We start from the raw sequence: 19,384 nt of genomic DNA, 5'->3' as shown, positions 1-19,384 counted from the left end.
CGTCGCGCGCATGACTCCCCCGGCCGGAAAGGGAACGGCTGACCACCGGCTTATCGGGGTTTAACGCCCTGACCGGCATGCTCCTGGCGGGAGTGTGGCGGCATGCTCCGGCAGGGGGTGTGGCAGGCATGCGGGTGTTGATCGTCGAGGACGAGCGGTTGCTCGCGGACACGATCGCGGACGGGCTGCGCGAAGAGGCGATGGCCGTGGACGTGGTGTACGACGGGGACGTCGCCCTGGAACGGGCCGCGTACATCGAGTACGACGTGATCGTGCTGGACCGCGACCTGCCCACCGTGCACGGTGACGACGTCTGCCGGGAGCTGGTGGCCGCGCAGGGCGCCGGGCGGATCCTGATGCTGACGGCCGCCGGTGAGGTCGAGGAACGGGTGGACGGGCTCCTCATGGGCGCCGACGACTACCTCCCCAAGCCGTTCGTCTTCAGCGAGCTGGTCGCACGGGTCCGGGCGTTGTCGCGCCGGTCGGCGCCGCCGGTGCCACCGGTCCTGGAGAAGGCCGGGATCAGGCTCGATCCGTACCGCCACACGGTCGAACGGGACGGGCGGGAGCTCAAGCTCACCAAGAAGGAGTTCACCGTGCTGGAGGAGCTGCTACGGGCCGGCGGGGGCGTGGTGAGCGCGGAGCGCCTGCTCGACCGGGCCTGGGACGAGAACATCGATCCGTTCAGCAACATCGTGCGGGTGACGATGGCCACGCTGCGCAAGAAGCTGGGTGAGCCGGCGGTCATCGAGACGGTGACGGGCTCGGGGTACCGGCTGTGACGCGCCTGAGTGTGCGGGCCCGGCTGACGCTGGTGTACGGATCGTTGTTCCTGGTCACCTCCGCGATCCTGGTCGGCGTGACGTACCTGCAGACGGTCAAGGCCATGGACAAGCGGTTCGACGTCAGGTTCCAGACGGAGAAGACCCCGGCGATCCGGTCCCTCCAGGGGCTGGACCAGTTGCCGCGCGCACAGCAATTCGAGCGGCTCGCCACCGCGCGCGGCGAGATCCAGGCGGAGGTCGCCAAGCGTCTCCAGGAGCAGAAGCAGGAGGTGCTGGAGCAGATGTTGCAGAGCACGATGGTCACGCTGCTCTTCCTGGGACTTGCCGGCATCGGGATCGGTTACCTGGTGGCGGGGCGGACGCTGCGGCCGATCCATACGGTGACGGCGACCGCGCAGCGCCTGTCGGAGAGCAACCTGCATGAACGGATCGCACTGACCGGTCCGCAGGACGAGATCAAGGATCTGGCGGACACGTTCGACCGGATGCTGGACCGGCTGCACCGCGCGTTCGACGCCCAGCGGCGTTTCGTGGCGAACGCGTCGCACGAGCTGCGCACACCGCTGACCATCAACCGGACGGTGCTGGAAGTGGCCATCGCGAGCCGCAAGAACCCACCGGAGACCAAGGCTTTGGCCGATGTGCTGCTGGGCAACACGGCGCGGCACGAACGGCTGATCAACGGTCTGCTGCTGCTGGCGCGTTCCGAACGGGAGCTGAACGCGCCGACGCCGACGCCGCTCGAGGACGTGGTGCGCAGCGCGGTCGACCACCTGGACGAGCTCGCGGGCGAGACGGACGTGGATGTGACCGTGGAGGTCGCGCCCGCGACGACCGTCGGCGATCCGGTGTTGCTGGAACGGTGCGCGGTCAACCTGCTGGAGAACGCGCTGAAGTACAACGTGCCCGGCGGTCAGGTCTGGGTCAGAACGTGGCGGCGGCGAGATCAGGTGATGCTGCGGGTGGAGAACACCGGCCGGCCGGTCCCCTCGTACGAGCTCGCCACGATCTACGAACCGTTCCGCCGGCTGGGCGCCGACCGGATCGGGTCGGCCGACGGCGCCGGGCTCGGCCTGTCGATCGTGCGCGCGGTGGTGCGCGCCCACGGCGGCACGCTCGACACGGTGTCCCGCCCGGACGGCGGGCTCGCGATCACTGTGCGGCTGCCTGCGGCCCCTGCGGCCGCTCTTCCGCAGGCTCGGTGACGTAAGGAGCCGCGAGCGGCATCGCCTCGGAAACGGGCGGTGGCGGCCAGGCGGAAGGCCAGCTCACCCGCCCTTCCAGGCCCATCTCCTCCTCGCTCACCTGACGGCCGGCGCGGGTCGGGGGCTTGGCGGGGGGTGAGTCTTCGGTTGAGGGCGGAGGAGGGACGGCGGTAGGGATGATGGGGGTGGCGGTGCGGGGGGCGGCGGTCAGCCAGCGGTGGACGACCTTGCCTGTCGCGTTGCGAGGCAGTTCGGCCAGGAAGTGCACGTCGCGCGGCACCGCGTAGCGTGCGACCTGGGTGTGCACGTACGAACGGACGTCCTCGGGGTCGAGGTCCGCGCCGGGCCGGGTCACGATGTAGGCGGCGAGGCGCTGGCCCCACTCGTCGTCGGGCACCCCGACGACCGCGACCTCGTGCACGCCGGGCAGCTTGAGGAGGGCGTCCTCCACGTCGCGCGGCACCACGTTCTCCCCGCCCGACACCACCAGGTCGTCGGCCCGGCCGTCCACGAACAGCAGCCCGCGGTGGTCGACGTGGCCGAGGTCGCCGGTCGACATCAGGCCGTCCCGTACCTCGGTCGGCTCGCCGCCCGTGTACCCCTCGAACAGCAGCTCGTTGGCCGCGAAGATCCGTCCGATCGTGGAACGCGCGGCCGGGCGGTCCCGGTCGTCCAGGATGACCAGGCGCGTGTTGCGGGGAGGCCGCCCTGCCGTGCGCGGGTCGGCGCGCAGGTCGCGCGGCGTCGCGATCGACACCCAGGACGCCTCGGTGGACCCGTAGACGTTGTAGAGGACGTCGCCGAACGCGTCCATGAAACGGGTGGCCAGTTCCCCGGGCAGCGCCGCGCCCGAGAGCGCGACGATCCGCAGTGAGGACGTGTCGTACCTCCCCCGGACCCGTTCGGGCAGGTCCATGATGCGCTGGATCATGACCGGCACCGCGAAGACGACGACGTCGCGGTGCCCGGCGATCGCGCGCAGCGTCCCCTCGGCGTCGAACCTGCGGCGCAGCACCACCGGAGCACGCAGGCCCCACGCCATCTGCAGCGCCGCGTACCCCCACGTGTGGAAGAGCGGCGCCTCGACGATCATCGTCTGGCGGGCGCGCAGCGGGATGCGCGAGGTCATCGAGGCCAGCGGCCACAGGCCGGGGCGCGGCGGCCGGCGGGCGCCCTTGGGGCGGCCCGTGGTGCCGGAGCTGAGCACGATCGTCCGGCTGTTGATCTGCGGCGGCCGCAGCTCGGGCGCCGGGCTGGCGTACACGATCTGCTCGATCGTCCGGCCGGCCCCGGCCGGATCACCGGGCCGGTCGGCCCATACGACCACGCGCCGGAGGGACTGCGGCAAGGCGGCCAGCAGCGGCGCGAACTCGGCGTCGGCGACCACCAGGTCCATCCGCAGCTCGGTCAGCACGTTGCGCAGCTGCCCGGCCCCGAACCCCGTGTTGAGCAGCACGACCTCGACGCCGCGCTTGCTGCAGGCGACCAGCGTCTCGACCATGCCGCGATGGTTGCGGCAGAGCACACCGACGCGTGGCCGCGGGCCCTCCAGGGGCAGCCCCACCGCGAGGCGGGTGGTGCGGTCGTCGAGCTCGGCGAACGTCAGGATGCCCTCTTCGTCGATGACGGCGGGACGGTCCGGGCTGCGGGCCGCACCGGAGACGACCACGCCGGCCAATGTCGTGCCCCACAGCCGGAGCAGGCCGAACTGGTGGAACAGGCGCTGCGGCGAGCCGCTGAGCAGCAGGCCGGTGCGCGTCAGCAACGCCGCGAGATCCCGGATGTGCCCGATACGCTGCAGCGGCCCGGGGCGATAGGCGGGCCTGACGTGCGCCACCGCTTCCTCCTCCCCGAAACCGGCGGAGCCGGCCGGGGGGGCTGCCTTGCTTCAGGGTCGTCCCCCCACAGGGAACTATGACCTTCCGGTCACGGTACCTACGGGCCCGTGGGCGAACAAGAGCGCGCCTGCCCCCCGGCCACGTGTCAGTGGTTACTGACGAGTAGTATGAGCGGTTACCAACGAGTAGCATCGGTGGTAGTCCGTCCGTCAACCAGCAGTCCGTCCGTCAGCCAGCAAGGAGGGCGACCCGTGCCCCGTACCGCACGCGACGTCGTGTTCGTCGACGGTGTCCGTACACCGTTCGGCAAGGCGGGCCCCAAGGGCCTGTACGCGGAGACCCGCGCCGACGACATGGTCGTCCGCGCCATCCGCGAGCTGATGCGCCGCAACCCGTCGCTGCCGCCCGAACGGGTCGACGAGGTCGCGATCGCCGCCACCACCCAGACCGGCGACCAGGGCCTGACCATCGGCCGGTCCGCCGCCGTGCTGGCGGGCCTGCCCAAGTCGGTCCCGGGTTACGCCGTCGACCGCATGTGTGCGGGCGCGATGACCGCCGTCACCACCACCGGCGCGGGCATCTCCTTCGGCTCGTACGACGTGGCCATCGCGGGCGGCGTCGAGCACATGGGCCGGCACCCGATGGGCGAGGGCATCGACCCCAACCCGCGGTTCCTGGCCGACAAGCTCGTCGACCCGTCCGCGCTGGTCATGGGCTCGACCGCGGAGAACCTGCACGACCGGTTCCCGCAGATCACCAAGGAGCGCGCCGACGCCTACGCGGTGCGCAGCCAGCAGAAGGTCGCCGACGCGTACGCCGCCGGCAAGATCCAGCCGGACCTGGTGCCGACCGCGATCCGCTCGGGCGAGAAGGGCTGGGGGCTGGCCACCGAGGACGAGCCGCCGCGCCCCGGCACGACGCTGGAGGACCTGGCCAAGCTGAAGACCCCGTTCCGCGTGCACGGCAACGTGACCGCGGGCAACGCCGCCGGTCTCAACGACGGCGCCACCGCCTGCCTGATGGTCGCTGAGGACGTGGCCGCCGAGCTCGGCCTCACCCCGAAGATGCGCCTGATCGACTTCTCGTTCGCCGGGGTGGAGCCCGAGGTCATGGGCGTCGGCCCGGTGCCCGCCACCGAGAAGCTGCTGGCCCGCAACTCCCTGACCATGGACGACATCGGCCTCATCGAGATCAACGAGGCGTTCGCCGTCCAGGTGCTCGCGTTCCTGGAGCACTTCAAGATCGCTGACGACGACCCGCGCGTGAACCAGTGGGGCGGCGCGATCGCGTTCGGCCACCCGCTGGCCTCCTCGGGCGTGCGCCTGATGAACCAGCTGTCGCGGCAGTTCGAGGAGCGCACCGACGTCCGCTACGGCCTCACCACGATGTGCGTCGGCATGGGCATGGGCGGCACCGTCCTCTGGGAGAACGTGAACTGGGAAGGCGCCAAGTGAGCACGCAGACTGGCACGGACATCAAGGACATCTTCGCGGACGAGGTCGTCACGCACGCGCGGGTACGCGACGTCGCGCTCCCTTACGGGGCGGGCACGCTGGCGCTGATCACGCTCGACAACGGCTTCGACCACACCAAGCCCAACACCTTCGGCCCGAACGGACTGACCGAGCTGAACGAGGCCATCGACGCCGTCGCCGCCCGCGACGACATCGTGGCCGTCGGCGTGACCGGCAAGCCGTTCATCTTCGCGGTCGGCGCCGACCTCAAGGGTGTGCCGCTGGTCCAGAAGCGCGAGGACGCCCTCGCCATCGGCAAGCTCGGCCACGACGTCTTCCGCCGCCTCGGCGAGCTCGACGTCCCGTCGTTCGCGTACGTGAACGGCGCGGCGATGGGCGGCGGCGTCGAGATCGCGCTGCACTGCTCGTACCGCACCATCTCCTCGGGCGTGCCCGCACTGGCGCTGCCGGAGACGTTCCTCGGGCTCGTGCCCGGCTGGGGCGGCACCTACCTGCTGCCGAACCTCATCGGCGCGGAGAAGGCCCTCAAGGTCGTCATCGACAACCCGCTCGCGCAGAACCGCATGCTCAAGGGCAAGCAGGCGTACGACCTGGGCATCGCCGACGCGATCTTCGAGCCGGCCGACTTCCTGGAGGAGTCGCTCGCCTGGACCGCCCGCGTGCTCACCGGCGCGCTGGAGGTCAGGCGCCCCGAGGTCGACAAGGGCAAGGCCTGGGACGACGCGGTCGCGCTCGCCCGCTGGAACATCGAGGGCAAGCTGCACGGCGCCGCGCCGTCCTACGTTCGCGCGCTGGACCTCGTGGCCGCCGCCAAGGACCGTACGCGCGACGAGGGCTTCGCCGCTGAGGACGAGGCGCTCGCCGACCTCATCATGAGCGACGAGCTGCGCGCCGGCCTGTACGCGTTCGACCTGACCCAGAAGCGCGCCAAGCGGCCCGCCGGCGCACCGGACAAGAGCCTCGCCCGCAAGGTCACCAAGGTCGGCGTCGTCGGCGCGGGCCTGATGGCCGGGCAGCTGGCGCTGCTGTTCGCCCGCCGCCTCGAGGTGCCGGTGGTGCTGACCGACCTCGACCAGGAACGCCTCGACAAGGGCGTCGCCTACACCCACGGCGAGATCGACAAGCTGCTCGCCAAGGGCCGGGTGTCGGCCGACAAGGCCAACCGCCTCAAGGGCCTGATCAGCGGCTCCCTCACCAAGGACGCCTTCGCCGACGCCGACTTCGTCATCGAGGCGGTCTTCGAGGAGATGTCCGTCAAGCAGAAGGTGTTCGCCGAGCTGGAGGAGTACGTCTCCCCCGAGTGCGTCCTGGCGACCAACACCTCCTCGCTGTCGGTGTCGGAGATGGGCGCGCACCTCAAGCACCCCGAGCGGGTCGTGGGCTTCCACTTCTTCAACCCGGTCGCGGTGCTGCCGCTGCTGGAGATCGTGCGCGGCGAGCGGACCGACGACGCGGCGCTGGCCACCGCGTTCGCTGTCGGCAAGCAGCTGAAGAAGTCCTGCGTGCTGGTCAAGGACGCCCCGGCGTTCGTGGTCAACCGCATCCTGCTGCGCCTGATGGCCGAGATCATCCAGACGGTGGACGAGGGCACCCCGATCGAGGTGGCCGAGCGGGCCGCCGCGCCGCTGGGCCTGCCGATGCCGCCGTTCGTGCTGATGGGCCTGGTCGGCCCGGCGATCGCGCTGCACGTGAACGAGACGCTGCACGGCGCCTTCCCCGACCGTTTCCCGCTCTCGGAGAAGTTCGCCAAGTTCGTCGCGGCCGGGAAGAAGGGCGTCTACCTGCCCGACTTCACCATCGACAGTGACGCTCAAGCGATCTTCGGCGGCGGCACGAGCCCGTCGACCGAGGAGCAGGTGCTGGAGCGCGCCCTCGACGCGCTCGCCGGGGAGATCAAGCTCATGCTCGACGAGGGCGTGGTGCAGGCCGCGCAGGACATCGACCTGTGCATGATCCTCGGTGCCGGCTGGCCGTTCCACCTGGGCGGCATCACGCCGTACCTGGACCGCAGCGGCGTCGCGGAGAAGGTCAACGGCACCCGCTTCCTGGAGCCGGGCGTCGCCAGCACGCCGCGCTGAACCGCGCCGGCCTGCCGCATGGCGGGAGGAGGAGGCGTCCCGAGCTTTTCGGGGCGCCTCTTTGCGTGCTTCCTGCGGTTTGACCGACTGCGGCGTGTTTCGGCCGTGCGGAACCGGTGATGATCCTCCCGGTCGTGTCACCCGGCGTGAAGGGTCAAGAACGGTGAGCCTGTTTCGCACCAAGTCCGTCGAGCAGTCGATCCAGGACACCGAGGAGCCGGGCCACCGGCTCCGCCGCGATCTGTCGGCGCTCGACCTGGTCATCTTCGGCGTCGGCGTGATCATCGGCACCGGCATCTTCGTGCTCACCGGGCAGGTGGCCAAGGACAAGGCCGGACCGGCGGTCGCCATCTCGTTCATCCTCGCCGCCGTCGTCTGCGGCCTCGCCGCGCTCTGCTACGCCGAGTTCGCCTCGACCGTGCCGGTGGCGGGCTCCGCCTACACGTTCTCGTACGCGACGCTCGGCGAGTTCCCCGCCTGGATCATCGGCTGGGACCTGATCCTGGAGCTGGCCCTCGGCGCCGCCGTGGTGTCGGTCGGCTGGGCGGGCTACGCCGCCTCACTGCTGGACGACATGGGCATCACGCTGCCCGCGTCCATCAGCAATCCGCCGGGCGAGGGCGGCACCGTCAACATCCCGGCGATCCTGCTGGTCCTGGCGGTCACCGCGGTGCTCGTGCTCGGCATCAAGATCACTTCTCGGGTGAACGCGGCGGTCGTGGCGATCAAGGTCTCGATCGTGCTGCTGGTGATCATCGCGGGCCTGTTCTTCATCAAGGCCGACAACTACACGCCGTTCATCCCGCCGTCGCAGTCCACCCCCTCGGTGGAGGGGATGCACGCACCGCTCATGCAGGTGCTGTTCGGCATCACGCCGGTGAGCTTCGGGTGGCTCGGCATCTTCGCCGCCGTCGCGCTGGTGTTCTTCGCCTACATCGGCTTCGACATCGTCGCCACAGCGGCCGAGGAGTCCCGGCGCCCGCAGCGCGACATGCCGATCGGCCTCATCGGGTCGCTCGCCATCACCGCCACGCTGTACGCGGCGGTGTCCCTGGTCGTCGTGGGCATGCAGAACTACAAGCAGCTCAGCACCGACGCGCCGCTGGCCGACGCGTTCAAGGCCGCGGGACGTTCGGGGTTCGCCACCGTCATCAGCATCGGCGCCGTCGTCGGGCTCACGACCGTGGTGCTGATCCTCCTGCTCGGCCAGAGCCGCGTCTTCTTCGCGATGAGCCGCGACGGTCTCATGCCGCCCTGGTTGTCGGCCGTCCACCCCAGGTTCGGCACGCCGTACCGTTCGACGATCATCATGGGCGTGATCGTGGCGGCGCTCGCCGGATTCATCCCGCTGTCCAAGCTGGCCGAGCTGGTCAACATCGGCACGCTCTTCGCCTTCGTGGTCGTGTCGGTCGGCGTGGTGATCCTGCGGCGCACCAGGCCCGAGCTGCCCCGCGCGTTCCGTACTCCGATGGTGCCGCTGACCCCGATCCTGTCGGTGCTGGCCTGTCTCTTCGTGATGCTCAACCTGCCGGTGGACACCTGGCTGCGGTTCCTGGCCTGGATGGCGGTCGGCGTCCTGATCTACTTCGGGTACGGCCGCCGCCACAGCCGCCTCGGCCTCGACCGGGCCGGCGCGAAGGCTCCCTGACCCCGGACGGCGTACGACACGGGCCCCGATGATCCGGTTCCCTGTGTCCTTTTGCCGCTCGCCTGGGCACAATGGCGCCCATGGCAGCTCCTCTGCAGGTTGCGGTGATCGGATCGGGACCGGCGGGCCTCTACGCCGCCGAGGCCCTGGTGAAGCAGACGGACGGCGAGGTGAAGGTCGACGTCTTCGACCGGCTGCCGACGCCGTACGGGCTGGTCAGATACGGGGTCGCCCCGGACCACAAGTCGATCAAGTCGATCGCCCGCTATCTGCAGCGCGTGCTGGAGACCGCGGACGTGCGGTTCTTCGGCTGCGTGGAGCTGGGCCGTGACGTGACCCGCACCGACCTCCTCGACTGCTACGACGCGGTGATCTACTCGACCGGCGCCATGGTCGACCGGCATCTGGGCATCCCCGGCGAGGACCTGCCCGGCAGCGTCGCCGCCACCGACTTCGTCAACTGGTACTGCGGCCACCCCGACGCCGCCGACCACGCGTTCGACCTGTCGGTCGAGGAGGTCGCCGTCATCGGCGTCGGCAACGTCGCCGTCGACGTCGTGCGGATCCTGGCCAAGACCGCCGACGAGCTGCGCGAGACCGACGTTCCCGAGCACGTGCTGGAGGCGCTGTCCAAGAGCCGGGTGCGCCGCATCCACATGATCGGGCGACGCGGGCCGGCGCAGGCCAAGTTCACGACCAAGGAGGCGCGCGAGCTCGGCGATCTGCCCAACGCCGAGATCCACGTGCGGCCCGAGGACATGGAGCTCGATCCGGCGAGCGCCGAGGTCGCCGAGAACGACCGGCACGTGCGCGGCAACATCAAGGTGCTGAACGGCTGGACCGGGGAGCCCGCAGGTGACCGGCCGCGACGGATCGACGTGCGATTCTGGCTCGCCCCCAAGGAGATCACCGGCACCGGCCGGGTGGAGGCGCTGCGCCTGGAACGCACGCGTCTGGACGAGACGGGCCGCGTGGCGGGCACCGGGGAGTACGAGACGCTCCCGGTCGGCATGGTGCTCCGCTCTGTCGGCTACCAGAGCGTCGCGCTGGAGGGCGTGCCGTTCGACGAACGTTCGTACGTGGTGCCGAACGAGGGCGGCCGCATCATCGGGCCCGACGGCGCGCAGATCCCCCGCGAGTACGTGGCGGGCTGGATCAAGCGCGGCCCGACCGGCGTCGTCGGCACCAACAAGGCCGACGCCGCCGAGACCGTGCGGCACCTGCTCGCCGACCTCTCGGGCCGGGAGGAGCCCCCCGCCCACAAGATCGAGGAGCTGCTGGAGTCCCGCGGCCTGCCGATCGTCACCTACGCCGACTGGCTCAATCTGGATGCCGCCGAGATCGAACTGGCGCGTTCACTCGCCCGGGGCGAAAGGGTCAAACTGGCCCACTGGGAAGCAATGCGAAAGGCCTGTCACCCGTCCTGAAAAGCCGGAACGAGCGGGTCGAAACCGCCGAAGAGTCGCTTTACCCCGGCGTGTCCTTCCGAATCGCACAATCTTCCGGGCCAATCGCGGCAAACTCCCGAAAGAGCGAGACATGCCGTGCGGAAGTAGTGACGGGAGTGTGATCGGAGCGCTACGGTGCGCGTGTGACCGGCGGTCCAGAACTGTACGGATTCCCCCCGCCCGGCATGCTGCCCGATCTGCGGTGGCTCGGTCCGGACTACGTCTCCGTACTCGTCTACGACCTGACGCGGGGCCTGCTGCGCCAGGACGCAGGCACGCAGGTGATGGGAGTGCGCTGCGAAGGCGAGCCCGAGCTGGCGGCTGCCGTCGATCCGGCGGGCGTCATCAGGGCCCACGACGTGACGTTCCCGCTCCAGATCTTCGTCCGCGACGGCGCCGGCCGGCCGTGGCGCCTGACCGGCCGCTGGACCTATTCCGGTCGCGAGCTCGGCACGCCCACGGCGTCCATCACCCACTTCTGGCAACTCCACTCCGCCGAAGGCGTCTGAGCCCGCCGCCGTGACGAGCGGCTCAGACGGTCTCCGGCGGAGCGGGTGCTCAGTCGGCGGGGGCCGGGTGCGGGGCCTCGATGTTGGTCACCTTGGCGAAGGCCTCGGTGATGTCGCGGGCGAGGTCCTGCTCGTTCAGGCCGATGTCGGTGAGGATCTCGCCGCGCGAGGCGTGGTCGAGGAACTCCTGCGGGATGCCGAAGGTGCGCAGCGGGATGTCGACGGCGGCGTCGCGCAGGAGACGCCCCACGGCGTCGCCCACGCCGCCGGTGCGGCCGTTGTCCTCGACCACGGCGACCAGGCTGTGCTCGGCGACCAGCCCGGCCAGGGCGGGGTCGAGCGGCTTGACCCAGCGCGGGTCGACGACCGTGACGCCGATGCCCTGGGCCTGCAGCCGGTCGGCGGCGGCGACCGCGGCGGCGGCCATGGGGCCGACGCTCACGATGAGGACCCGGGCGCCGTTGGCGCCGTCATGGCGGGCGAGCACGTCCATCCCGCCGACGGTGTCGATGCCCTCGATGTCGGCGCCGACCGGGCCCTTGGGGTAGCGGATCGCGGTCGGGCCGTCGGAGATCGCCACGCAGTCGCGCAGCAGCTCGCGCAGCCGGGCGCCGTCACGCGGGACGGCCAGGCGCAGGCCGGGGACCAGCTGCAGGATCGACAGGTCCCACATGCCGTTGTGGCTGGCGCCGTCGTTGCCGGTCACGCCGGACCGGTCGAGGGCGAACGTCACCGGCAGCTTGTGCAGCGCGACGTCCATCAGCACCTGGTCGAACGCGCGGTTGAGGAACGTCGCGTAGAGCGCGACCACCGGGTGCAGCCCGCCCATCGCCAGGCCGGCGGCGGAGGTGGCGGCGTGCTGCTCGGCGATGCCGACGTCGTAGATGCGGTCGGGGAACGCGTCGGCGAACGGCGCCAGGCCGACCGGGTGGAGCATGGCGGCGGTGATGCCGACGACGTCGCGGCGCTCGCCGCCGATGGCGAGCATCTCCTCGCCGAACACCTTGGTCCAGCTCGGGCCGCCGCCCTTGGCCTTGATCTCGCCGGTGACCGGGTCGAACGCGCCGGGGCCGTGGAAGCAGTCTTCCTCGTGGTTCTCGGCGGGGGCGTAGCCGCGGCCCTTCTGGGTGATGCAGTGCACGATCACCGGGCCGCCGAACCCGCGGGCCTTGCGGAGGGCGCGCTCGACGGCCTCCTCGTCATGGCCGTCGATGGGTCCGACGTACTTCATGCCGAGGTCCTCGAACATGGCCTGCGGCTGCAGGACGTCCTTGAGGCCCTTCTTGATGCCGTGCAGCGCCTCGTAGGTGAGATTGCCCACGATCGGGGCCCTCGGCACGGTCTTCTTGATGAGGTCGAGCGCGTGCTCGTAGCCCTGCGTCACCCGCAGGTTGGCCAGATGGCTGGCCAGCCCGCCGATCGTCGGGGAGTAGGACCGGCCGTTGTCGTTCACCACGATGATGACCGGGCGGTCCTTGCCCGCCGCGATGTTGTTGAGCGCCTCCCAGCACATGCCGCCGGTCAGCGCGCCGTCGCCGACGACGGCGACGACACTGCGCGACTCGCCGCGCAGCTGATAGGCCTTGGCCAGCCCGTCGGCGTACGACAGGGCGGTGGAGGCGTGGGAGTTCTCGATCAGGTCGTGCTCGGACTCGGACTGGCTCGGGTAGCCCGACAGGCCGCCGCGCTGGCGCAGCAGCGCCCAGTCGTGCCGGCCGGTGAGCATCTTGTGCACGTACGCCTGGTGCCCGGTGTCGAAGAGGATCTTGTCGTGCGGCGAGGCGAAGACCCGGTGCAGGGCCATGGTGAGCTCGACCACCCCCAGGCTGGGGCCCAGGTGACCGCCGGTCTTGGAGACCGCGTCCACCATGAACTCCCGGATCTCCCTCGCGAGCTGCGGCAACTGCGTGGCGTCCAGTCGCTTGAGGTCCTCCGGACCCGTGATCGACTCCAGCAAGCTCACCCCACCTACCTCCCCTTCCCCCTTCAGGTTGCTCCGTCGGGGACGCGTGCCCCAGGCTCCCCCCGGGTCTTGCCGAGTTTAGTCCCGCTTTGCCAACGATGGGCCTTGGGGCAAGGCCTCCCGAGTTTCTCTACACCGAATCTCCACAGGCCCTGAGTGCGGTATCTGTAGAGCCATGGGTGCCGAGGAGATAGTCCTGCTCAACGAGGCCGACGAAGCAATTGGTACCGCCCCGAAAGCGGAGAGTCACCATCGCGATACCCCTTATCACCTGGCCTTTTCCTGCTATCTGGTCGACCCGAACGGCCGGGTGCTGATCACCCGGCGCGCGCTGGACAAGCGGACCTTCCCGGGGGTGTGGACGGGCAGCTGCTGCGGCCACCCCGGCCCCGGCGAGGGACTGCGCGCGGCGGTGCTGCGGCGCCTGGAGACCGAGCTGGGCGTGACGGCCGACACGATCACGTCGGTGCTGCCACGCTTCCGCTACCGGGCGACGGCCTCGGACGGCGTCGTCGAGTACGAGCGCTGCCCCGTCGTACGGGCGGTCACGGCGGAGGCCGAGCCCCGCCCCGGACTCGATCCCGCGGAGGTGGCCGAGGCCGAGTGGCGGTCGTGGGACGAGTGCCTGGAGCTCGTCCGGCACCCCGACTCCTCGCCCTGGTACCGGCTGCAGCTCGCCGAGCTCGCTCCGCTCGGCCCCCCGCTCGGCTGGCCCGACGCGGGCACCGGCGACCTCCCACCGGCCCTCACCTGGTGATCTCACCCGCCCTCACCTGGCGATCTCCATCGGCGTGCCCCCCGGGCCGGGACGCCACCCCTGGATACGCTCTCACCAGGCTTATAACCGGACGATTTCGGTTCGCTCGCCGGTGTTGACCCGGCGCGCCCACCGAACGGACGCTTGTTAGTGCGGCTGATCCGGCCGGAGGGTCGGGCGGGGTGGATTGGTCGGATGAGGGAGGACGGACGATGCACGTACCTCAGGTCCATATCCGATGGAAGACACTCGCCGCGGTGGCGGTCGGCGGAGCGCTGCTGATCTCCGGTTGCGGCGGTGGTGATGACGACGACGGCGGCAAGGGCGGCGGAGACACCTCGCAGGTCGAGGTCTTCTCCTGGTGGACCGGCCCGGGCGAGGCGGACGGCCTGAACGCCATGAAGGCCGACTTCGAGAAGAAGAACCCGGGGACCAAGTTCGTCAACGCCGCCATCGCGGGCGGCTCCGGCACGCAGGCGCAGGCCGTGCTGGCCAGCCGCCTCCAGAACCGCAAGCCCCCGGACTCGTTCCAGGGCCACGCGGGCGCGGAGCTCCTCGACTACATCAAGCAGGGGCAGATCGAGTCGCTCGACGCGTTCTACGATGAGAACAACCTGCGCCAGGCCTACCCGCAGCAACTGCTGGAGCAGATCTCCTACCAGGGCAAGATCTACTCGGTGCCGGTGAACATCCACCGCTCGAACATGCTGTGGTACAACCCCGGGATCCTGAAGGACGCCGGGCTGTCGGGCCCGCCCAAGTCGGTCGCCGAGTTCATCACGGCGCTCAAGGCGGTCAAGGACAAGACCGGCAAGGTCCCGCTGTCGCTGGGCGCCCAGTGGACCGCGAACCACCTGCTGGAGAGCGTGCTGCTCGGCGACCTCGGCACCGACGCCTACAACGCGCTCTGGAAGCCGGGCGCCGACTGGGGCAGCGCCGCCGTGACCAAGGCGCTGACGGACTTCGCCGAGATCATGAAGTACACGACGGCCGAGGCCGCCTCCACCGACTGGCAGGGCGCGTCGAAGGCGGTCGTGGACGGCAAGGCCGCGTTCAACATCATGGGCGACTGGGCCTACGGCTACTTCACCGGCTCCGCGCCCAACGGGCTCGGCAAGAAGGACGGCACCGACTTCAAGTACGCCGCCTCCCCCGGCACTGACGGCACGTACATGTGGCTGTCCGACAGCTTCACCCTGCCCAAGGGCGCACCGCACCGCGGCGGCGCCCTCGCGTGGCTGAAGGTCGCGGGCAGCAAGGAGGGCCAGGACCTCTTCAACCCGAAGAAGGGCTCCATCCCCGCCCGTAAGGACGCCGACAAGAGCCTCTACAAGGGCTACCTGGAGTACGCGCTGAACGAGTGGAACAAGCCGGGCATCAAGCTGGCCGGCTCGTTCTGGCACGGCGTCTACTCCAGCAAGCGGTGGCACGCCGACATCGACACCGCGGTCGGCCTCTTCCTCCAGAACAAGGACGTGGCCAAGCTGCAGAGCGCGCTGGTCACCGCCGCCAAGAACAACAACACGCAGTGACGAGCCCGGACGTCACGCCGCCCGTGGCCCGCGAGTCGATCGAGGGCCGCGGGCGGCGCGGGCGGCGCGCATGGCGCCGCCGTGCGCCGCGCTGGCTGCCGGGGCTGCTGCTGCTCTCGCCGTCCATCGTGGCGATCGGCCTGTTCGTGTACGGGCTGATCTTCTGGAACACCCGGGTCGCGGTCAGCGGCAAGCACGACATGGTGTCCCCGTACGGGTTCGACAAGGGCAAGAACTTCGTCGACCTGTGGGACGTGCCGAGCTGGCCCGGCGCGGTGCGGCACGCGCTGCTCTTCACCGCCGTCTTCGTGATCGGAGCCCTGGTGCTGGGCTTCTTCCTGGCGTTCCTGATGGAGAAGGGCATCAAGGCCGAGGCCGGCTTTCGGGCGATCTATCTCTTCCCGATGGCGGTGTCGTTCATCGCGAGCGGCGTCGTCTGGCGGTGGCTGATGAACCCGGCGCCGCCCGAGCGCGCGGTCGGGCTCAACCAGCTGTTCAACAAGCTCGGGCTCGGCGCGCTCGGCAACGACTGGTGGCAGAACCCCCGGCTCGGCATGGCCGCGATGGCGCTGCCGGCGATCTGGCAGATGTCGGGGTACGTGATGGCGCTCTACCTGGCGGGCTTCCGCGGCGTGCCCGAGGACCTGCGGGAGGCGGCGCGGGTCGACGGCGCCTCCGAGTGGAAGGTCTACCGGTACGTGGTGCTCCCCCAGCTGCGGCCGGTCACGCTGTCGGCGCTGATCATCCTGGGCCACATCTCGCTGAAGGTGTTCGACCTCATCATGGCGATCGCGGGCAAGCAGATCATCACGTACGTGCCGGCGGTGGCCACCTATGTCGAGGTGTTCGACCGGGGTGACCCGGCCAACGGCGCGACCATCGCCACGTACCTGCTGGTCGCGGTGGGGCTGCTGGTGATCCCCTACCTCGTGTGGTCCGTACGGGCGGAGCGTGAGCGATGACCGCGACGACCACGGCCGCCACCCGCCCGCGGCGGCGCGTTCCGCTCCTCGGCCCCGGCGGCATGCGGATGATCCGGTTCGCCGTGCTGCTGGCATTCGTGGTGGTCTTCCTGATCCCGGTGTACGTGCTGGTCGTGACCAGCTTCAAGTCGCTGCAGGAGGCCGATCCGTCCACCGCGTGGAGCCTGCCGAAGGACTGGAGCCTGGACGGCTGGCGGTCGGCCTGGGACACCCTCCGGCCGGGTCTGGAGAACAGCTTCAAGATCTCCGTCCCGGGTGCGCTCATCTCGGCGGTGCTCGGCTCGCTCAACGGCTACGTGCTGTCGAAGTGGCGTTTCCCGGGAGCGGACGCGGTCTTCACGCTGTTCCTGTTCGGGATGTTCATCCCGTACCAGGCCGTGATGATCCCGCTGCAGGGCCTGCTCACCGATCTGGAGCTGGTCGGCAGCATCCGCGGGCTGGTGCTGGCGCACGTGGTGTACGGCATCCCGATCTGCACGCTGATCTTCCGGAACTACTACGTCACGATCCCGAACGAGCTGATCGAGGCGGCCCGGGTCGACGGCGCCGGGATGCTCCGCACCTACCGTTCGATCGTGCTGCCGGTGTCGGGTCCCGCGTTCGCGGTCGTGCTGATCTGGCAGTTCACGTCGATGTGGAACGACTTCCTGTTCGCGGTCTTCCTGGGCTCGCAGGAGAGCTGGCCGGTCACGGTACTGCTCAACAACACCGCGGGGTCAGGCGCGGTCGCCGTCCAGTACAACCAGCAGATGGCCTCGGCACTGCTGGCGTCGCTGCCGACTCTGGTGGTCTACATCGTGCTCGGCAGGTTCTTCATGCGAGGCCTGATGGCGGGTGCACTGAAGGGGTGACCTGATCCGGCCATCACGTGACACGCACAACAGGCTCACAGATCGTTACAATCCGCATTCAATTGACAGGCTCCCCAATAACCCCGAGGTGGTTTGAACCTCATGGGCAACAGCCGATTCGCCGCCGGCGCCTTCTCCGGTGCCGCCCTGGCGGCCCTCGCGATCCCCGGTCCGAGCGCGTTCGCCGCCCCGATCGACAAGCCACAGGCCACGTACAGCCCCAAACGGTTCACCCCGGGAGACAACCTCTGGGTGCGCATCACCGGCTGCGCCGGCGAGCCGCGCCTGGCGGGCACGAACGAGGTGTTCGCCGAGGGCGAGCCCGGCTCGTTCGAAAGGTCGGGCGAGGCCTGGACCGGCATCGGCGGCACCCTGCGCGGCCTCAAGTCCGGCAACTCCTACCTGACCCGTTTCGGCTGCTTGACCGGTCGGGGATTCCAGACGTTCCCGCTGTGGGTCACGCCGCCCGACAAGATCCCACCGGCACCGCCGAGCCCTCCGGGCAGGCCACGCCCGGAGCCGCCCCCAGGTGAGGGCTTCAGGTTCGGCTACGGCGACGTCGAGCTGTCCACCCGCACGGTCACGCCCGGCGGCAGGCTAGGCATCCGTGTCACCTGCCCCAGCTCGGTGCGGGCGACGTCCGCCTCCTTCGTGTCCGAGCCGCGCTTCTCCCAGGTGGGCAAGGACGAGCACAAGGCCACCGCGCGCTTCGAGTCGAGCCTGCCCTCGATCGTCAAGGTCCGCGTCGAGTGCCGCGGATACGGCTCCGTCACGTTCAGCACCCGGCCCGGGCAGAAGGACGTCGATCCCGGCGACCAGGACATCCCCCAGGGCTCACCCAACACCGGTGACGGCTCTCTGGCGAACACCCAGGACGGCCCCGACTACACGTTGGCCGCGGCCGGTGCGCTCGCCCTCGCCTACGTGCTGCACCGCCGGAGGAGAGCGCCTGAACGTGCGTAAGGCAGCCCTGCTCGCCCTCGCCCTCGGCCTCACCGCCTGCGGCGGGGACAACTACGGCGGCGGCCCCATCGACCCCGGCTCCGGCAAACGCCCGGCCGTGAGCTTCGCCAAGCCGCTCCCCCGCTCGCTGCCCGCCACGATCAAGATTCCCAAGCTGGGCGTCACGGCGCCGGTCTCCGAGCTCGGCCTCCAGTCCAACGGCCGCATCCAGGAACCGCCGCTCACACAGCCCAACCTGGCGGGCTGGTGGAAGAACGGGCCGACGCCCGGCGAGGGCGGTCCCTCGGTGATCCTCGGCCATGTGGACGCCCGCGGGAAGCGCGCGGTGTTCCACCGGCTCAGGGACCTGCGTCCCGGCGACCGCGTCCAGGTCACCCGCCGCGACGGCACGACCGCGACGTTCGCCGTGCAGAAGGTCGAGAACGTGTCCAAGGACTCCTTTCCCGGTGAGAAGATCTACGCCGAGGACCTCGACTACGCGGCGCTCCGGCTGGTCACGTGCGGTGGCACATTCGACACCACGAGGGGTCATTATTCGGACAACGTCATCGCCTACGCACGCCTCGTGCGCGCCTGAGGCGGCGCGCCGATTTGCGTCCAGCCCCCCTCTTATGAGAAATCACTCTTTGAACCTTTTGCCCATCCGTTCCGTGTGCATATCGTTGACCTTTCATCTTGCTGAACGGTTACGGCTGTCTGGCGCTCCAGTAGGGATCGCTCCGGCGGTGAACGGGCAGCAGGCTTCGACAGGTCCGGCCAAGATGGAGAACGGGAGGTGACCGCGTGCAGGCGATCAGCGTTCAGCAGCCATGGGCGTTCGGGATCGCGAGAGGCGTCAAGGCCGTCTCCAACCAGAGCCTGCCCACCGCCTACCGCGGGCCGCTCCTGATCCACGCCTCCATGCGCGTCGACCTCAAGGCCTGCGACTCCCCTCACATCCAGGCCGCCGGCTGGGACCCCCGCGACCCGCTCGCCACGATCGGCGCCGTCATCGCCATCGCCGAGCTCACCGACGTCTGCTCCGCCGCCATCCGCGACGAGCCGTGCGACTGCGGCCCCTGGGCCGACCCGGGCGCCTACCACTGGCGCCTGACCTCCGTCCGCGCCCTCCCCCGCCCCATCGTGGCCCTCGGCCGCCCCGACATCTGGGAGCCCAAGCCCACCCTCGTCATCGAGGTCCAAGCCATGCTCGAAGCCGAAGCCGCCCGCCTGGTCCAACAAGACTGACCAGAACCACCGCCCAGCGGGTTAGCCAACGACTACGGTCGGTGTCGATGGAGTCACACACCGACTTCGGACCGTACACGGTCGAGGACCTTCACCTCCGCGAGGACGACGGCAAGGGGCCT

At 70.0% G+C, this 19,384-nt stretch carries 16 protein-coding genes; 14 read left to right on the top strand and 2 right to left on the bottom strand.

The features are described from left to right. Positions 1-128 precede the first annotated feature (128 nt). Together F8566_RS12570 and F8566_RS12565 are read left to right on the top strand one after the other, a co-directional pair. Positions 129-782, top strand: a complete 654-nt coding sequence (locus F8566_RS12570) for a response regulator transcription factor (RefSeq protein WP_151560363.1) — start codon at positions 129-131, stop codon at positions 780-782. Beyond that, a complete protein-coding gene (locus tag F8566_RS12565) occupies positions 779-1,990 on the top strand; it encodes a sensor histidine kinase (protein WP_225993107.1) in 1,212 nt (403 codons plus the stop codon). The genes F8566_RS12570 and F8566_RS12565 overlap by 4 nt, the downstream gene beginning before the upstream one ends. Here F8566_RS12565 and F8566_RS12560 read toward each other — a convergent pair. After that, complete coding sequence (locus tag F8566_RS12560) at positions 1,938-3,827, bottom strand: AMP-binding protein (RefSeq protein ID WP_225993106.1); 1,890 nt, start codon at positions 3,825-3,827, stop codon at positions 1,938-1,940. The two genes, F8566_RS12565 and F8566_RS12560, sit on opposite strands and share 53 nt — an antisense overlap. A 252-nt stretch (positions 3,828-4,079) precedes the next feature. On the opposite strand from F8566_RS12560, the gene F8566_RS12555 reads away from it, so the two are divergent. The 5 genes from F8566_RS12555 (at position 4,080) to F8566_RS12535 (ending at position 10,986) form a co-directional block, all read left to right on the top strand. Beyond that, complete coding sequence (locus tag F8566_RS12555; protein ID WP_151560362.1) at positions 4,080-5,282, top strand: thiolase family protein; 1,203 nt, start codon at positions 4,080-4,082, stop codon at positions 5,280-5,282. Next, positions 5,279-7,381, top strand: a complete 2,103-nt coding sequence (locus tag F8566_RS12550; protein WP_192809647.1) for a 3-hydroxyacyl-CoA dehydrogenase NAD-binding domain-containing protein — start codon at positions 5,279-5,281, stop codon at positions 7,379-7,381. The genes F8566_RS12555 and F8566_RS12550 overlap by 4 nt, the downstream gene beginning before the upstream one ends. Positions 7,382-7,544: 163 nt before the next feature. Then, positions 7,545-9,029, top strand: coding sequence for an amino acid permease (locus tag F8566_RS12545; RefSeq protein ID WP_151560361.1), 1,485 nt, complete (start codon positions 7,545-7,547; stop codon positions 9,027-9,029). 71 nt (positions 9,030-9,100) lie between these two features. Next, on the top strand, positions 9,101-10,456 hold the full coding sequence (locus tag F8566_RS12540; protein ID WP_151560360.1) for an FAD-dependent oxidoreductase: 1,356 nt from the start codon (positions 9,101-9,103) through the stop codon (positions 10,454-10,456). Between the two features lie 164 nt (positions 10,457-10,620). After that, entirely contained in the window at positions 10,621-10,986 is a 366-nt protein-coding gene (locus F8566_RS12535) for a hypothetical protein (RefSeq protein WP_151560359.1), read from the top strand. A 49-nt stretch (positions 10,987-11,035) separates the two neighbouring features. Here F8566_RS12535 and dxs read toward each other — a convergent pair whose 3' ends face one another. After that, a complete protein-coding gene (dxs, locus tag F8566_RS12530) occupies positions 11,036-12,949 on the bottom strand; it encodes a 1-deoxy-D-xylulose-5-phosphate synthase (RefSeq protein ID WP_151560358.1) in 1,914 nt (637 codons plus the stop codon). Between the two features lie 175 nt (positions 12,950-13,124). Here dxs and idi point away from each other — a divergent pair, with 175 nt between their 5' ends. The 7 genes from idi (at position 13,125) to F8566_RS12495 (ending at position 19,262) form a co-directional block, all read left to right on the top strand. Beyond that, complete coding sequence (gene idi, locus F8566_RS12525) at positions 13,125-13,706, top strand: isopentenyl-diphosphate Delta-isomerase (protein WP_151560357.1); 582 nt, start codon at positions 13,125-13,127, stop codon at positions 13,704-13,706. A gap of 212 nt (positions 13,707-13,918) precedes the next feature. After that, complete coding sequence (locus F8566_RS12520; RefSeq protein WP_151560356.1) at positions 13,919-15,238, top strand: ABC transporter substrate-binding protein; 1,320 nt, start codon at positions 13,919-13,921, stop codon at positions 15,236-15,238. Next, positions 15,235-16,200 carry a carbohydrate ABC transporter permease gene (locus F8566_RS12515; protein WP_318836405.1) on the top strand — a complete coding sequence of 322 codons (966 nt, stop codon included), beginning with the start codon at positions 15,235-15,237 and terminating at the stop codon, positions 16,198-16,200. Before F8566_RS12520 ends, F8566_RS12515 begins: the two co-directional genes overlap by 4 nt. A gap of 68 nt (positions 16,201-16,268) precedes the next feature. Beyond that, positions 16,269-17,072 carry a carbohydrate ABC transporter permease gene (locus tag F8566_RS12510; RefSeq protein WP_151560552.1) on the top strand — a complete coding sequence of 268 codons (804 nt, stop codon included), beginning with the start codon at positions 16,269-16,271 and terminating at the stop codon, positions 17,070-17,072. Between the two features lie 102 nt (positions 17,073-17,174). After that, positions 17,175-18,035 carry a hypothetical protein gene (locus F8566_RS12505; RefSeq protein ID WP_151560355.1) on the top strand — a complete coding sequence of 287 codons (861 nt, stop codon included), beginning with the start codon at positions 17,175-17,177 and terminating at the stop codon, positions 18,033-18,035. Then, positions 18,028-18,612, top strand: coding sequence for a class F sortase (locus F8566_RS12500; RefSeq protein ID WP_225993105.1), 585 nt, complete (start codon positions 18,028-18,030; stop codon positions 18,610-18,612). Before F8566_RS12505 ends, F8566_RS12500 begins: the two co-directional genes overlap by 8 nt. A gap of 206 nt (positions 18,613-18,818) precedes the next feature. Further along, the gene (locus F8566_RS12495) at positions 18,819-19,262 is read left to right on the top strand and encodes an ASCH domain-containing protein (protein WP_151560353.1); all 444 of its coding nucleotides are present in this window, start codon (positions 18,819-18,821) and stop codon (positions 19,260-19,262) included. Positions 19,263-19,384: the final 122 nt, after the last annotated feature.

This window comes from Actinomadura rudentiformis (assembly GCF_008923185.1).
Lineage (GTDB): Bacteria > Actinomycetota > Actinomycetes > Streptosporangiales > Streptosporangiaceae > Spirillospora > Spirillospora rudentiformis.
The sequence above is the reverse complement of the archived record's forward strand: the minus strand, read 5'-3'. Positions and strand labels throughout refer to the sequence as shown.

Bases quoted from the DNA above. Each gene is read 5' to 3' on its own strand.
- F8566_RS12570 (WP_151560363.1), top strand. From the start codon at position 129: ATGCGGGTGTTGATCGTCGAGGACGAGCGGTTGCTCGCGGACACGATC.
- F8566_RS12540 (WP_151560360.1), top strand. From the start codon at position 9,101: ATGGCGCCCATGGCAGCTCCTCTGCAGGTTGCGGTGATCGGATCGGGA.
- idi (WP_151560357.1), top strand. From the start codon at position 13,125: ATGGGTGCCGAGGAGATAGTCCTGCTCAACGAGGCCGACGAAGCAATT.
- F8566_RS12520 (WP_151560356.1), top strand. From the start codon at position 13,919: ATGCACGTACCTCAGGTCCATATCCGATGGAAGACACTCGCCGCGGTG.
- F8566_RS12510 (WP_151560552.1), top strand. From the start codon at position 16,269: ATGATCCGGTTCGCCGTGCTGCTGGCATTCGTGGTGGTCTTCCTGATC.
- F8566_RS12505 (WP_151560355.1), top strand. From the start codon at position 17,175: ATGGGCAACAGCCGATTCGCCGCCGGCGCCTTCTCCGGTGCCGCCCTG.